This is a genomic window from Caulobacter sp. SRI_008 (assembly GCF_057586355.1).
Genome location: NZ_JBYCZS010000007.1, coordinates 129,298 through 143,667 on the forward strand (window position 1 = coordinate 129,298; position 14,370 = coordinate 143,667).

The window sequence follows — 14,370 nt, forward strand, 5'->3', positions numbered from 1 at the left end:
GCCTCGGGGAACTGGCGATCGACTTCCTCCGTCGATCTCCCTGGGCCGGAGGCGAAAGTCTCCGGCCTTTCTGTTGCTTCGCCCTGAGGGCGGCCCCCTCAGTCGCTCCGCGACAGCTCCCCCAGAGGGGGAGCATCTGAAGCGCCAAGATCCTCCCCCTCTGGGGGAGGTGGCCCGGAGGGCCGGAGGGGGTCTTTCAGCTCAGACCTGCGCCACCGCCCGCCGCACCGCTTCGGCCAGGTCGTCGAGGTCGGCGATGTCGAGGTCGGCGGCGAAGGGCAGGCCGAGCATCTTGCCGGCCAGGTGGTCGACGACGGGAACGGCGTCGGCGGCGGCTTCGGGGTCGCGCACGCCGACGCAGGTGACGAAGCGGCCCTCGACGGCCAGCAGGGCGGCGACGGCCGGGGCGCAGCCCTCGGCGACGCTGACGACACAGGCGCTGGACACCCACGACAGGCCCCAGCCGGGCTGGAACTGGATCGGCGAGCCGAGCAGCAGCATGCGCAGGCGCTGGGCGTTGGTGGCCAGCTGCTGGCGCTTGAGGGTCCAGCCGTCGAGGCCGGCCTCGCCTTCGAAGGCGGGGGCTTCGAGGCGGCTAATCAGGTCGGCGTCCTCGGCGGCGACGAACACGCCCTGGCCGCCCGGCAGGCCGACGACCACCGGGACCGGGGCGTCCATGATCACGTCGTAGCCGAAGGTGGCGTCGACCACGATCGGCAGGCCGGTCTCGGCCTGGAAGGCGGCCAGGGCGGCGAGGTCGGGGGCGCGGCCGAAGGCGCAGGTGGTGACGATGGCCTCGAGCGGGCAGGGGGCCTCGGTCAGGCGCTCGCGCAGGTGGGCGGTGTCGACCATCCAGGTGAACGGATCGACGTCGACCAGCCACGGCGTCAGGCCGGCGGCGGCGACGCCTTCGAGGGTTTCGCGGCCGGCCAGGGCCGAGACGATGCAGACCCCGCCGGGGCGGGCGCCCTGGGCGGCCAGCAGGTCGGCGGTGGCGGCGGCGCGGTCGGCGGCGGCGCGCACGGCGGTGGGGCGGGAGAAGCGCTGGGCCAGTCGCCCGTTCAGGTCGTCGGCCGGGACCAGGGCGCGGGAGACGGCGTCGAAATCGATCGGCGCGTCGGAGGCTGGACCCTGGACTTTCGGCTGCGACGCCAGAACGGCGGCTGTGAGAGAGGACATGCGATCAACGCTTCCGCAACAAAGGCGCCCCGACGACGCCATCATGGTTAACTGAAGGTATCGAGTGACTCGGGGCCGCCCGATGCGGCGCGCCGTCGCGGTGCAGATTGCGGCTTTTGCGGGTTTTGCACTTTGATCCCTCTCTCTTTGAGAGAGGGAGGGACCCGCCGCGAAGCGGTGGGAGGGTGAGAGGTTTCACCGTTGGCGGGTCAATCCTCGTCGCCTTCCGATCGGCTATGGGCGCTGGTGCGATGTCCACCAAGATCGCCGGCGAGGGGCCGCGGGCCGAATTGCAGCGCCTTATCCTGTGAGAGTGTAACCTCTCACCCTCCCATGGCTTCGCCATGGGCCCCTCCCTCTCTCTATGAGAGAGGGGTCTTGGCGTTCCACCCGTCGCGCAGTTCGCGCTTGAGCACCTTGCCGATGTGGCTGCGGGGCAGGGCGTCGACGAGGACGAGGTCGGCCAGGCGCTGGGTCTTGCCCAGGCGCTCGTTGGCGAAGGCGTGGACGGTCTGCGCGTCGGCCGCGGCGCCGGGCCGCAGGGCGACGAAGGCGATGGGGGTCTCGCCCCAGGCCTCGGACGGCACGCCGACCACGGCGGCCTCCAGCACGTCGGGATGGGCGGCGATCACGGCCTCCAGGTCGCTGGGATAGATGTTGAAGCCGCCGCTGATGATCATGTCCTTCTTGCGATCCATCAGGGTGAGGAAGCCCTCGTCGTCGAAGCGGCCGACGTCGCCGGTGCGGATGAAGGAGAGGCCCTCGGGCGAGGTCCAGGTCGCCTCGGCCGTCTTGCCGGGCTGGCCGTGATAGCCGTTCATCATGCCGGCCGAGCGGCCGACGATCTCGCCGACCACGCCGGGACCGACCTCTACGCCGTCCTCGTCGATCAGGCGGATGTCGTGGCCAGGGGCGGGACGACCCACCGTGTGCAGCTTGTCGGGGTGCTCGTGGGCCATGAGGATGCAGGTGCCGCCGCCCTCGGTCATGCCGAAATATTCGACGAGGCCGCCGGGCCAGCGGCGCAGGACCTCGGCCTTCAGTTCGGGGGCGAACGGGGCGCTGGTGCAGAACTTCAGGCGCGTGGTCGACAGGTCGAAGGCGTCGAAGTCCGGAAGGGCCAGCAGGCGGCGGTACTGCACGGGCACTAGCATGGCGTGGGTCATGCGGTGCTGCTGGGCCAGCTCCAGGAAGCGGCCGGCGTCGAACTTCTTCATCAGCACCACGGTCCCGCCGCCGGCCAGGGTGGGGAAGAAGCAGACCAGGGTGGTGTTGGAATAGAGCGGGGTCGACAGCAGGGTGACCGCGTCCGCCCCATAGCCGACGGCGTCGCCGCGGAAGACGTGCTTCCAGCGCATGCCGTGCGACTGGACGATGCCCTTGGGCGCGCCGGTGGTGCCGCTGGAATAGATGATGTTGAACGGATGCTCGGGGCCGATCTCGACCGGCGTCGGCGTCGCGCCTTCAGGCGCTAGCCAGGCGTCGAACGCCTCGCCGGCGGCCGAGCCGTCCAGCGCGATGGTGCGGGTGGCGACCGGGGCGGGCTTCTGCGCTTCGGCGACGCCGGCGTCGACAAAGAACAGCCGGGCCCCGCAGTCGGCGACCATGCCGGCGATGGCCTGCGGCGTGGAGGACGGCGCCAGCGGCGCGACCGCCACCCCGGCTCGCAGGCCGCCGAGGAACACGGCCGCATAGGGGATCGACGACAGGGCGCAGATGGCGACCGCCTCGCCGGGCTGGACGCCGTCGCGCTGCAGGGCGGCGGCGACGCGGTCGGCCAGGGCGTTGAACTGGCGGTAAGTGACGGCCTCGCCAGTCTCCATGATCACGGCGGGGTGGTCTGGGGCCTCAAGGGCGCGCTCGCGGAGGATGTCGCCCATCACGCCGTAGTCGGCGGTGATCATGGAGGGGATGGTCATGGGGACTCCTTGCACTTTGCGGGCGCCTGCGCTGGCCCCCTCCGGCCCTCCGGGCCACCTCCCCCAGAGGGGGAGGATCTTGCGGCGTAGATGCTCCCCTTCTGGGGGAGCTGTCGCGGAGCGACTGAGGGGGCGCCGCGCAGCGGCGGCTACGCGTCCTTGAAGCCCTTGCCCTCGGCGACCAGCCGTTCCAGCAGGGCCGACGGCTTGAAGTCGTCGCCGTGCTTGGCCTGGAACTCCTTCATCTTGGCCAGGACCTTGTCGAGCCCGACCAGTTCGCCCCAGAACATCGGGCCGCCGCGATAGACGGGCCAGCCGTAGCCGTTGATCCACACGATATCGATGTCCGAGGCGCGGATGGCCTTGCCCTCTTCGAGGATCTTCGCGCCCTCGTTGACCATCGGGTAGAGGCAGCGCTCGAGGATCTCTTCGTCGCTGATCGGCCGGCGCTGGATCTGGCGCTTCTCGGCGAAGTCGAGGATGACCTTCTCGACTTCGGCCGACGGTTTGGCGACGCGGTTTTCGTCGTAGTCGTAGAAGCCCTTGCCGTTCTTCTGGCCGCGGCGGTCCATCTCGCACAGCACTTCGCGGACGGTGGAGGAGCTGGTCTTGGCCGGGTCCCAGCCGATGTCGAGGCCGGCCAGGTCGCTCATGGCGAACGGCCCCATCGGCAGGCCGAAGTCGTAGAGCACGCGGTCGACGTCCCAGGGCATGGCGCCTTCGAGGATCAGCTTCTGGGCCTCGCGCTGGCGCTGGGCCAGCATGCGGTTGCCGACGAAGCCGAAGCAGTTGCCGACCAGCACCGCGACCTTGCCGATCTTCTTGCCGGTCTGCATGGCGGTGGCGATCACCGACTTGTCGGTCTTTTCGCCGCGCACGATCTCCAGCAGGCGCATGACGTTGGCCGGCGAGAAGAAGTGCAGGCCGATCACGCTTTCCGGCCGGCTGGTGACGGCGGCGATGGCGTCGACGTCGAGATAGGAGGTGTTGGTGGCGAGGATCGCGCCCGGCTTGGCGATCTTGTCGAGCTTGGTGAAGACCTCCTTCTTGATCTCCATCAGCTCGAACACGGCCTCGATGATCAGGTCGCAGTCGGCCAGGTCTTCCAGATGCATGGAGGGGGTCAGCAGCCCCATGCGCTTTTCGACGTCGTCCTGGGTGAGGCGGCCCTTCTTGGCGGTGTTCTCGTAGTTCTTGCGGATGGTGGCGACGCCGCGGTCGAGGTTCTCCGACTTGGCCTCGATGATCGTCACCGGGACGCCGGCGTTGAGGAAGTTCATCGAGATGCCGCCGCCCATGGTGCCGGCCCCGATGACGCCGACCTTCTTGACGGGAATGGTCGGGGTGTCGTCCGGCACGTCGGGGATCTTGGCGGCCTGGCGCTCGGCGAAGAACACGTAGCGCTGGGCGGCCGACTGGCTGCCGGTCATCAGCTCCATGAACAGGCGCCGCTCTTCCTTCAGGCCCTCGTCGAAGGGCAGGTTCACCGCCGCCTCGATGCACTTGATGTTGTTCTCGGGCGCGAGGAAGCCGCGGAACTTCTTGGCGTTGGCCTTGCGGAATTCGGCGAAGATCTCGGGCTTGCCGCGGGCGGCCTCGACCTTGGCGGAAAGGTCGCGGACCTTGGCCAGCGGCTTGTCCTCGGCCAGCACCACGCGGGCGAAGGCGATGGCCCCGTCGCGCAGGGCGCCTTCCTCGACCAGGCTGTCGAACAGGCCCATGGCGAGAGCCGCCTTGGCCGGCACGTGCTGGCCGGTGGTGACCATCTCCAGCGCCTTCTCGACGCCGACGATGCGCGGCAGGCGCTGGGTGCCGCCGGCGCCGGGCAGCAGGCCGATGTTCACTTCCGGCAGGCCCGCCTTCGCGGACGGCACGGCGACGCGGTAGTGGGCGACCAGCGCCACCTCCAGCCCGCCGCCCAGCACCGTGCCGTGGATGGCGGCGATCACCGGCTTGGGCGAGTTTTCGATGGTGTTCTGCACGTCCTGCAGCGACGGGCCGGTCATGGCCTTGCCGAACTCGCTGATGTCGGCGCCGGCGATGAAGGTCTTGCCCTCGCAGATCAGCACGATGGCCTGGACGGCCGGATCGCCGATCGCCGCCTCGAAGGCGTTCTTCAGCCCTTCGCGGACCTGGGCCGACAGGGCGTTGACGGGAGGCGAGTTCAGCGTGACGATGCCGATGTCGCCTTCGATGGTCAGATCGGTGACGGCGTTGATCGCGGCCATGCGGTTCCACCCTTTTGGTTCGTTTGAACGCTTGTTTGATCCTAGCCTGCACGACGCCGCGCGAGAGTCCAGAGGGGCGCGGACGGCGCCGCTTTTTCGGGCGCCGCAGGTTGACGCCGTGGGCGTCGTACTGGACATTCGAAGGGTTCAGTTTCGGCCGAGAGAGCACCTGCCGGTGCGGGCCGACGTGACGCCCACGTCGGCGCGTAAGCCTACGGTCTCCCAAGATAATCGGCCAAACTGGGGAGGGAGTTCGCACCAGGACCGGCCGGCCGCCGCCGCTTGCAGGCGTGCGGGACATTCCAAGACCGTTTCAGGCGCGAGCGCGACGCGGTGCATACGACGCGTCGAAACTAAGAGGTGAAGCGCACCTCGGCGCGGGAGCTCAAGGTTCCCGCGCCGCCTTGTGCGGGCCTGACGTGTGGGCCTGACGTGCGGACTTGACCCCGCCACGTCGCGAGCCGATGGAATTCCCATGACCGACACCACGCTCGAAGCCTTCGCCCGCGGCCTGCCCAAGGCCGAACTGCACATGCACATCGAGGGCAGCCTCGAACCGGAACTGATGTTCGCCCTGGCCGAACGCAACGGGATCGCCCTGCCGTACAAGTCGGTGGAGGAGATCCGCGCGGCCTACGCCTTTTCGAACCTGCAGGACTTCCTGGATATCTATTACCAGGGCGCGGGCGTGCTGATCACGCGGGTCGACTTCAAGGACCTGGCGCTGGCCTATTTCGAGCGCCTGGCGGCTGATGGTGGAGTCCACGCCGAGATCTTCTTCGACCCGCAGACCCACACCGAGCGCGGGATCGCCTTCGAGACGGTGATCGACGGCCTGCTGGACGGCATGGCGGAAGCCGAAAGCCGCTGGGGCGTGACGTCGAAGCTGATCCTCTGCTTCCTGCGCCACCTGTCGGAAGACAGCGCCTTCGAGACGCTGGAACTGGCCAAGCCGCACCTTTCCAAGATCGCCGGCGTGGGCCTGGACTCCTCGGAGGTCGGCCATCCGCCGGCCAAGTTCGCCCGGGTGTTCAAGGCCGCGCGCGAGCTGGGCCTGAAGATCGTCGCCCACGCGGGCGAGGAGGGGCCGCCGGAATATGTCTGGGAAGCCATCGACCTGGTGGGCGTCGACCGCATCGACCACGGCAACCGGGCGCTGGAGGACGAGGCGCTGACGGCCCGTCTGGTCGCGGACGGGACGACCCTGACGGTCTGCCCGCTGTCGAACCTGAAGCTCTGCGTGGTGCCGGATCTGACGGCGCACCCGATGCGGAAGATGCTGGATCTCGGCCTGAAGGCGACGGTGAACTCCGACGACCCGGCCTATTTCGGCGGCTACCTGCTGGACAACTATCTGCAGACGGCCAAGGCCGTGGACCTGACGCGCGACGACCTGGTGGTGCTGGCGAAGAACAGCTTCTCTGGCTCGTTCCTCGACGAGGCTGAGAAGGCGCGGCGGCTGGCGCAGGTGGATGCGTACGTGGCTGAAAATCCCTCTCTCTGAGAGAGAGGGAGGGGCCCACGCCGAAGGCGTGGGAGGGTGAGAGGTTACACTCTCTCCGGATGAGGCGCGGTGGTTGGGCTGCGGTTCCCCCCGCGGGTTTGCCTGCCAGCGGTGAAACCTCTCACCCTCCCACCGCTGCGCGGCGGGCCCCTCCCTCTCTCAAAGAGAGAGGGGTCTGGCGGAGCGGTCAGTGCGGCAGCACTTCCACCCCGCCGGCCTTGTAGACCACCCCGCCCTTCATCACGAACGCCACCTTGCGCATCAGGCTGATGTCGGCGGTCGGATCACCGCTCACGGCCACGAGGTCGGCCCAGCTACCCGGCGCCACCCGGCCCACGGCGGGATCGCCGATCAGGTCGCCGGCGGCGCCGGTGGCGGCGGTCAGGGCCTGGGTGGGTGTGAGGCCGCCCTGGACCAAGAGGTCGAACTCCAGCGTGTGGTCGCCTTCGCCCAGGTCGGTGCCGTAGGCGATCTTGACCCCGGCCTTCACGGCGTTGGGGAAGTTCCGCTTGGGGATCAGGTCGTTGGCGAGCTCCTTCTCGGCCGTGCCGGGCGGCAGCAACTCGGGATGCTTGGAGGCCGTCTCGTAGAAGACGTCGTAGACGCTGAGCGTCGGCACCAGATAGACGCCGCGCTCCTTCATCAGCTTCAGCGCCTCGGGCGTGGCGAACGAGCCGTGCTCGACGGAGTCGATCCCGGCCTTGACCGCCGTCTCGATGGCGGGGGCGGGATAGATGTGGGCGGCGACCTTGAGGCCCAGGCCGTGGGCGGTGCGGACGGCTTCCTCGATCTCGTCCTGGGCCATGGTCTGGTGGCGCGGATCGTCGCCGATCGAGGCGATGCCGCCGGACGGCATCAGCTTGATCACCGTGGCCCCGCGGCGCTTATGCTCACGCACCTTCAGCCGGGCCTCCAGCGGCGAGTTGACGATCCCGTTATCCCAGCCGGGGTTGGAGAGGGCCGGGTCGACGCCGCTGCGGCTGTCGCCATGGCCGGCGGTGGGGCCGAGCGGCTCCAGGGCGATCCACAGGCGCGGCCCGGCGATCTTGCCGCCGTCGATGGCGTCGCGGACGGCCGCCGTCTCCGGGCCGCCGCCGAGGTCGCGGGCGGTGGTGAAGCCCTGCAGCAGCATCTGGCGGGCATAGAGCGCGCCGTCGAAGGCGCGGTCGATGTCGGAGTGGGTGACGCCGTACTCGACGGCGTTGGTCTTGCTGGGCAGGGCCGCGCCGATGTGGACGTGGGCGTCGATCAGGCCGGGCAGGACGGTCTGGGTCTTCAGGTCGACGATCTCCGCGCCCGCCGGGGCGGTCCAGCCGTCCTCGACGGCGATCACGCGGTCGTCGCGGATCACGACGGTGCTGGGGCCGCGCAGCTTGGCGCCATCGAACAGCTTGCCAGCCTGGACGGCCTTGTCGGCGGCGCTGGCCAGGCCGGGCGCGGCGAGCAGGGCCGCGCTCGCCAGCAGGAGGGCGCGGATCGTGGACTTGGGCATGGACGCTTCCCCGAAATGAACGCTTCCGGCTTGGCGCAAGCCTGGGCCGCCGTACAGGGCAAACCTCGGCATGAGCCGTTGAATTGGCGCCTTCGCCTAAAGGGCGGTCGCGACCCACTCCCGCCGTCATCCCGGCCGAAGCGAAGCGTAGAGCCGGGACCCAGGGGCCGGCGCAATGCGATGGCGAGCGTCAGCGGCGGTTGATCTGACCGTCGAGCCCAGTCCCCTGGGTCCCGGATAAGCGCTGCGCGCTTTCCGGGATGACGAGCTTTCGGTGCGTGGAGGGTAAGGACGCGGACCCCTACCGCGCCATCAGCCCCATCAGCAGCGGCCGGGCGAACAGCCGCGCGGCGTCTTCGCGCGTCACCCCCGGCGCCCAGGCCTGCAGCGAGGCGGCGGCGTTGAGCATGGAGTTGATCATGTGGGCGGCCACCAGCGGATCGACCGCGCGCACCGAGCCGTCGGCGATCCCATCGGCGATCATGCCGGCGAAGCGGTTGGAGCCGCGGGCGTAGCCGTCGCTCATCTCGTGGCGGATCTCGATCGGCAGGGCGCCCATCGACGAGGCGCGCAGCAGCGGGCCGTGGTCGGACAGCTGGTACTCGACCAGGGCCGCCGTCGCCGCCGACACCGCCGTCCAGCCGCCGCCTTGAAGATCTGACTGGGGCAGGCTCAGAGCAGCAAGCTGCGCGCGGCGGGTGACCGCGAAGGTGCGCTTGAAGCACTCGACCACCAGGGCGTCCTTGTCATCGTGGTGGTGGTAGAACGAGCCCTTGGTGACGTTCAGCGCCGCCGAGATGTCCTCGACCGAGGCTCCGCGATAGCCGCGCTGGTTGATCAGGCGGGTGGCGGCCACGAGGAAGGTCTCGCGCCATTCCTGTCCTTCGTCGGAGGCCGGGGTCGGGTCGGGCAGGGCGGGCGGCGCCCAGTCGCGGCCGGCCGCGGCGATGCCGCCCACGAGAATGTCGTACATCCGCTCGCGCACCCGCTCGTAGTCGTCCAGGTCGAAGCGGCGCAGCCAGGCGCCGGTCCAGAAGACCTGTTCGAGCAGCAGGTGGGCGCGGGCGTTGCGCTCGGCCTTGTCGAGATGAGCGAAGGCCTCGCCGTCGAAGAAGCCGCGCACCCGGCGGAAGATGTCGGCGAAGGCGGCCTGGACCGAGGCCCGCATCGGCTCCTTGAGGGCGCGGATCTCGGTGAAGCTGGCCAGGGGCGGGGCCTCGCCGGCGCGGACCTGGCGGGAAAGATCGAGATAGAGGGTCAGGAACTTGCGGATGCGCGCGGCGGCGTCCGGCTGCGCCGCGGCCTCGTCGATCATGGCGTCCAACCGCTCCAGCCCGCGGATGAAGCAGGCGGCGGCCAGGTCGTCCTTCTTGCGGTAGTAGTAGGTGACGCTGGTGGTGATCAGCCCGACCTTGGCGGCGACGTCGGCCAGGGTCATGCCCTTGACGCCCTGGCGGTTCAGCACCGCCGTCGCGGCCGCCAGTATGGCTTCCTTCTTCTGTGCGTAACGCGCCGTCGCGGCGGTGACGGTGTGGCCGTCGTCCATGGTCAGGCCCCCTGCAACGCCTCGTGCAGGCGTTGGACTCTCTGGTCCAATCTAGGCCTGGAACGAGGCGGCAGAAAGGCCTTCGTTCAGGAGGTCTCCAGCGTGCGGGCAGGCAGGGCGTTGGCGACCGCGCGGATCAGGGCGGCCGGCGACAGCGGCTTGGCCACCGCGCCGTTCATGCCGGCCTCGACATAGGCGGCCTGCTGGTGGGCCATGGCGTTGGCGGTCATGGCCAGGATCGGCGCGGCGCCGGCCCGGCCAGGCAGCTTGCGGATGGCGCGGGTGGCCTCGACGCCGTCCATCACCGGCATCTGGATGTCCATGAAGATCAGGTCGTAGCCCAGGCGGGCGGCGGCGATGCCGGCCGCGCCGTCCTCGGCCGTGGCCACGCGGGCCCCGAGGGCCTCGAGCATGCGGGTGGCGATCAGCCGGTTGACCGCGTTGTCCTCGACCAGCAGCACGTCCAGGCCCGCCAGCATCGGCGCGTCGGGCTCGGCGGGAGCGGGGTTGCGGGCCGGGGCCTCGGCCGGGGCGGCCAGGATCTCCAGCCAGAAGGTCGAGCCCTGGCCCGGCGTGCTGGAAAAGCCGATATCGCCGCCCATCATCCCCGCCAGCCGGCGGGTGATCGACAGGCCAAGGCCCGCCCCGCCGAACCGCCGGGTGGTCGAGCCGTCGGCCTGGCTGAAGCGCTCGAACAGGTTTTCGGCCGCCTCGGGCGAGATGCCGACGCCGGTGTCCTCGACCTCGAAGCGCAGGCGCAGGCCATCAGGGTCGGGCGAGACGGAAAGGCGCGCGGTGACGCCGCCCTCCAGGGTGAACTTCACGGCGTTGCCGATCAGGTTGAACAGCGCCTGGCGCAGGCGGACCGGGTCGGCCAGGGCCCAGCCGGCGCCCACGGGCGGGGCCTCGACCGTCAAACGCAGGCCCTTCTGGTCGGCCTGGGGCTCCAGCAGGTGGGCGACGCTGCGCAGCAGGGCCGACGGATCGAGCGGCTCGGGGGAAAGCTCCAGCTTGCCGGCCTCGATTTTGGAGAAGTCGATGATGTCGTTGAGCAGCTCCGCCAGCATGGCGCCGCAGCCCTGGGCCTCGGCCAGCAGGTTGCGGCCGTCGTCGGACAGGCGCTCGTGCTCCAGCAGGTGCAGCACGCCCAGCACCCCGTTCATCGGGGTGCGGATCTCGTGGCTCATATTGGCCAGGAAGCGCGACTTGGCCTCGGCGGCGTCGAGGGCGGCGTTGCGGGCGACCAGCAGTTCGGTGACGTCCTGGCTGATGCCGATGACGTCGAAGAGCTCACCGGCCCCGGCCCGCACGCCGCGCCAGTCGGTGCGCATCCAGATCCAGTTGCGGCTGGTCGGGTCGGCGTGGCGATAGACCAGCTGGGCGTGCTCGCCGGTCTCCTGGGTGCGGACGAAGGCCTGGCTCATCATCGTCCGGTCGTCGGGGTGGATGGCGGCCATCATCTCCGGCACGGTCATCTGCCGGGCGTCGCCCATCGGGGCGGCCAGGGTGGTGATCTCCTGCTCGAAGAAATAGATCCCCTTGCGGGTCTCGAACCGCCAGACATAGACGCCGGCGGCGTTGCGCAGCATCTCGTTGGCGCGGTCGGCCTGCTGGCGCTGGAGGCGGCGCACGCGCTCCTCGGAGAAGTCCTGGAAGACGATCAGCAGCGCCCCGTCGGGCAGGATCTTCGAACGCGAGCGCACCCACAGCCAGCCGCCGCCCTTGCGGGCCAGGCGGTGCTCGGACTGCACCTGGCCCTCGGCCCGCAGGATGCGGCCGGCGCTTTCCAGCACCTCGGTGTCGTGCAGATGCAGGAAGTCGCGGATGTGGCGGCCGAGACTCTCCTCGGCGCTCCAGCCGGCGATCTGGCTCCAGGCCGGATTGACGCGGACGATGGCGCGGCCCTGCACCACCACGAACATGTCGAGGCTGCTGCGGAAAAACCAGTCGGCCGCGGCGCGGTCGGTGCTGGTGGCGGGCGTCTCTTCGTCCGGCCCCTTGCCCATCAAGCTCCCCTCGTCTTCAATCGATCAACGCAGGATGAGGTGAAGGTTGCGTTATCCGTACCGCCTATTCGATCCGCGAAAAGAAGGCGACCGTGACGCAAGGTCGCGCCAGTGTGGGGAAGAACGCAAGTGAGCACGCCTGAATCCGTCGGTCTGTCATCCAGCCGACTGAAACGCATCGACGCCTTTCTGCAGGAAAAGTACGTCGGACCCGGCCTGCTGCCCGGCGCCCAGGTGCAGGTCTGGCGGCGCGGACAGCTGGCCCACGAGGCCGTGCTGGGCCTGGCCGACCGTGAGCGCGGCGCGCCGCTGAAGGCCGACAGCCTCTATCGCATCTACTCGATGACCAAGCCGATCACCTCGATCGCCTTCATGATGCTGGTCGAGGAGGGCAGGGTGGCGCTGGAGGATCCGGTCCACCGCTTCATCCCGGCCTTCAAGGATCTCGGCGTCTTCGCCGCCGGGGCGCTGGGCGCGTTCCAGACCAGGCCGCTGGCCGAGCCGATGCGGATGATCGACCTGCTGCGGCACACGGCCGGCTTCACCTACGGCTTCCAGCAGCGGGGCAATATCGACGCGGCCTATCGCAAGCTGCACCTGGACGACCTGCCGGGGCCGCGCGACCTGGACGGCTTCATCGCCGAGCTGGCCAAGCTGCCCCTGGAGTTCAGCCCGGGCGAGGCCTGGAACTATTCGGTCTGCACCGACGTGCTGGGCTACCTCGTCCAGCAGATCTCCGGCCAGCCGCTGGATGAGTTTTTCAAGACCCGGATCTTCGAGCCGCTGAAGATGGTCGACACCGGGTTCTTCGCGCCCGAGGCTGATCACGGGCGCCTGGCCGCCTGCTACAGCCTGGATCCCAAGGGCCGGGTGGTGCTGCAGGACGATCCGGCGACCAGCCCGTTCCTGAAGGATCCGCTGTTCAAGTCGGGCGGCGGCGGGCTGGTCTCGACGGCCTCGGACTATATGCGCTTCTGCCGCATGATCCTGAACGGCGGCCAGCTGGACGGCGCCCGCATCGTCAGCCCCAAGACGCTGAAGGCGATGATGCTCAATCACCTGCCGGGCGGGCGCGAGCTGACCGAGCTGTCGAAGTCGCTGTTCAGCGAGAGCGTCTTCGAGGGCCTGGGCTTTGGCCTCGGCTTCGCCGTCACCGTGGATCTCGCCCGCACCCGCAATATCGGCAGCCCCGGCGAGGCCTATTGGGGCGGCATGGCCTCGACCGCCTTCTGGGTGGATCCGATCGAGGACCTGGCGGTGGTGTTCATGACCCAGCTGATGCCGTCGAGCGTCTATCCGATCCGGCGGGAGCTTAGGACGCTGGTCTACGCGGCGTTCGAGGAGGCGGCGTAGCCGGCCTGGCGGCCGACCCCCTCAGTCGCTCCGCGACAGCTCCCCCAGAGGGGGAGCATCTGCTTAACTAGATCCTCCCCCTCTGGGGGAGGTGGCCCGGAGGGCCGGAGGGGGCCGCGCAGCGGCTAGGACATCGGCGGCGCCGGGGGCGTCGGATCCTCCGGCAGCGGGATGAACTCGCCGTTGTCCAGATCCGGCAGCTTCATGCGCCCGGCGCGCCAGTCGGCCTTGGCCTGTTCGATGCGGTCCTTGGACGTCGAGACGAAGTTCCACTCGATGAAGCGCGGGCCGATCGGCTCGCCGCCGAGCAGCATGACGACCGAGGGCTCCAGGGCCTCGAAGACCACGGTCTCGCCGGGTTCGAACACGGCCATCTGGGCGGCTTCCAGCACGCGGCCGGCGACCTCCACCCGGCCGCTGGAGACGTAGGCGGCGCGTTCGGGATATTCGGCGGGCAGGGCGGCCTTGGCGCCGGCGGCCAGCTGCCAGTGGACGTAGAACAGCGGCGAATGCACCGGCACCTTGGACTTGGCGCCGAAGGCCTCGCCGGCGATCAGCCGGGCCTTGAGGCCGCCGCTTTCGTAGAAGGGCAGGTCCAGGTCGCCGGCGTGGTGGGTGAAGCCGGGGTCGATCTCCTCCAGCTCGGTGGGCAGGGCGATCCAGGCCTGCATGCCGTCCATCAGCCCGCCGTCGTGGCGCAGGGTCTCGAAGCGCTCGGAGTGGGTGATGCCCGAGCCGGCGGTCATCCAGTTGACCTCGCCGGGCAGGATCTCGATGTCGGAGCCGACGCTGTCCTTGTGGGTGATGGCCCCGTCGAACAGGTAGGTCAGGGTGGACAGGCCGATGTGCGGATGCGGCCGCACGTCGACGCTCCGGGGAAAGCCCGGCTGGAAGTGGGCCGGCCCCATGTGGTCGAGGAACACGAACGGCCCGACCATCCGCCGCCGCGCGAAGGGCAGCACCCGCCCGACCTCGAAACCGCCGATGTCGCGGCGGCGGGCGTCGATGACGAGGTCGATCATGGGGGGCTCCGTGTCGGTCCGGGGGAGGCGGTTGCGCGGGCCGGAAAGTCCCACGGCCCGCGCGCCCCGTCTTGCAGTTTCTGACCCTCGCCCCCGGTGCGTGGTCCTCGTCCCGGCGGGA

Annotated in this window: 9 protein-coding genes; 2 read left to right on the forward strand and 7 right to left on the reverse strand. The window is 69.6% G+C overall.

The genetic code is table 11. The annotated features are described in order from the left end of the window. Window positions 1-201 precede the first annotated feature (201 nt). From AC2YHT_RS08515 to AC2YHT_RS08525, 3 genes are all read right to left on the reverse strand, one after another. Window positions 202-1,179, reverse strand: coding sequence for a DegT/DnrJ/EryC1/StrS family aminotransferase (locus AC2YHT_RS08515; protein WP_487289163.1), 978 nt, complete (start codon window positions 1,177-1,179; stop codon window positions 202-204). A gap of 362 nt (window positions 1,180-1,541) precedes the next feature. Further along, window positions 1,542-3,098 carry a class I adenylate-forming enzyme family protein gene (locus AC2YHT_RS08520; RefSeq protein WP_487289164.1) on the reverse strand — a complete coding sequence of 519 codons (1,557 nt, stop codon included), beginning with the start codon at window positions 3,096-3,098 and terminating at the stop codon, window positions 1,542-1,544. 149 nt (window positions 3,099-3,247) lie between these two features. Then, window positions 3,248-5,326, reverse strand: a complete 2,079-nt coding sequence (locus tag AC2YHT_RS08525; RefSeq protein ID WP_487289165.1) for a 3-hydroxyacyl-CoA dehydrogenase NAD-binding domain-containing protein — start codon at window positions 5,324-5,326, stop codon at window positions 3,248-3,250. Window positions 5,327-5,801: 475 nt separating this feature from the next. Here AC2YHT_RS08525 and AC2YHT_RS08530 point away from each other — a divergent pair, with 475 nt between their 5' ends. Next, window positions 5,802-6,830 (forward strand): adenosine deaminase, encoded by a 1,029-nt coding sequence (locus AC2YHT_RS08530; RefSeq protein ID WP_487289166.1) that lies wholly within the window; start codon window positions 5,802-5,804, stop codon window positions 6,828-6,830. Window positions 6,831-7,017: 187 nt separating this feature from the next. On the opposite strand, the gene AC2YHT_RS08535 is transcribed toward AC2YHT_RS08530, so the two are convergent. From AC2YHT_RS08535 to AC2YHT_RS08545, 3 genes are all read right to left on the reverse strand, one after another. Beyond that, a complete protein-coding gene (locus tag AC2YHT_RS08535) occupies window positions 7,018-8,322 on the reverse strand; it encodes a metal-dependent hydrolase family protein (protein WP_487289167.1) in 1,305 nt (434 codons plus the stop codon). A 301-nt stretch (window positions 8,323-8,623) separates the two neighbouring features. After that, a complete protein-coding gene (locus AC2YHT_RS08540) occupies window positions 8,624-9,868 on the reverse strand; it encodes a TetR/AcrR family transcriptional regulator (protein WP_487289168.1) in 1,245 nt (414 codons plus the stop codon). 86 nt (window positions 9,869-9,954) lie between these two features. Then, the gene (locus AC2YHT_RS08545; RefSeq protein WP_487289169.1) at window positions 9,955-11,874 is read right to left on the reverse strand and encodes a hybrid sensor histidine kinase/response regulator; all 1,920 of its coding nucleotides are present in this window, start codon (window positions 11,872-11,874) and stop codon (window positions 9,955-9,957) included. Between the two features lie 129 nt (window positions 11,875-12,003). Here AC2YHT_RS08545 and AC2YHT_RS08550 point away from each other — a divergent pair, with 129 nt between their 5' ends. Beyond that, window positions 12,004-13,227, forward strand: a complete 1,224-nt coding sequence (locus AC2YHT_RS08550) for a serine hydrolase domain-containing protein (protein ID WP_487289171.1) — start codon at window positions 12,004-12,006, stop codon at window positions 13,225-13,227. Window positions 13,228-13,352: 125 nt separating this feature from the next. Here AC2YHT_RS08550 and AC2YHT_RS08555 read toward each other — a convergent pair whose 3' ends face one another. Continuing rightward, window positions 13,353-14,249 (reverse strand): pirin family protein, encoded by an 897-nt coding sequence (locus AC2YHT_RS08555; RefSeq protein WP_487289173.1) that lies wholly within the window; start codon window positions 14,247-14,249, stop codon window positions 13,353-13,355. Window positions 14,250-14,370 lie beyond the last annotated feature (121 nt).

Excerpts from the sequence above, each read along its gene's own strand:
- AC2YHT_RS08515 (WP_487289163.1), bottom strand. The coding sequence starts at position 1,179 with ATGTCCTCTCTCACAGCCGCCGTTCTGGCGTCGCAGCCGAAAGTCCAG.
- AC2YHT_RS08535 (WP_487289167.1), bottom strand. The coding sequence starts at position 8,322 with ATGCCCAAGTCCACGATCCGCGCCCTCCTGCTGGCGAGCGCGGCCCTG.
- AC2YHT_RS08520 (WP_487289164.1), bottom strand. The coding sequence starts at position 3,098 with ATGACCATCCCCTCCATGATCACCGCCGACTACGGCGTGATGGGCGAC.
- AC2YHT_RS08525 (WP_487289165.1), bottom strand. The coding sequence starts at position 5,326 with ATGGCCGCGATCAACGCCGTCACCGATCTGACCATCGAAGGCGACATC.
- AC2YHT_RS08540 (WP_487289168.1), bottom strand. The coding sequence starts at position 9,868 with ATGGACGACGGCCACACCGTCACCGCCGCGACGGCGCGTTACGCACAG.
- AC2YHT_RS08530 (WP_487289166.1), top strand. The coding sequence starts at position 5,802 with ATGACCGACACCACGCTCGAAGCCTTCGCCCGCGGCCTGCCCAAGGCC.
- AC2YHT_RS08555 (WP_487289173.1), bottom strand. The coding sequence starts at position 14,249 with ATGATCGACCTCGTCATCGACGCCCGCCGCCGCGACATCGGCGGTTTC.
- AC2YHT_RS08545 (WP_487289169.1), bottom strand. The coding sequence starts at position 11,874 with ATGGGCAAGGGGCCGGACGAAGAGACGCCCGCCACCAGCACCGACCGC.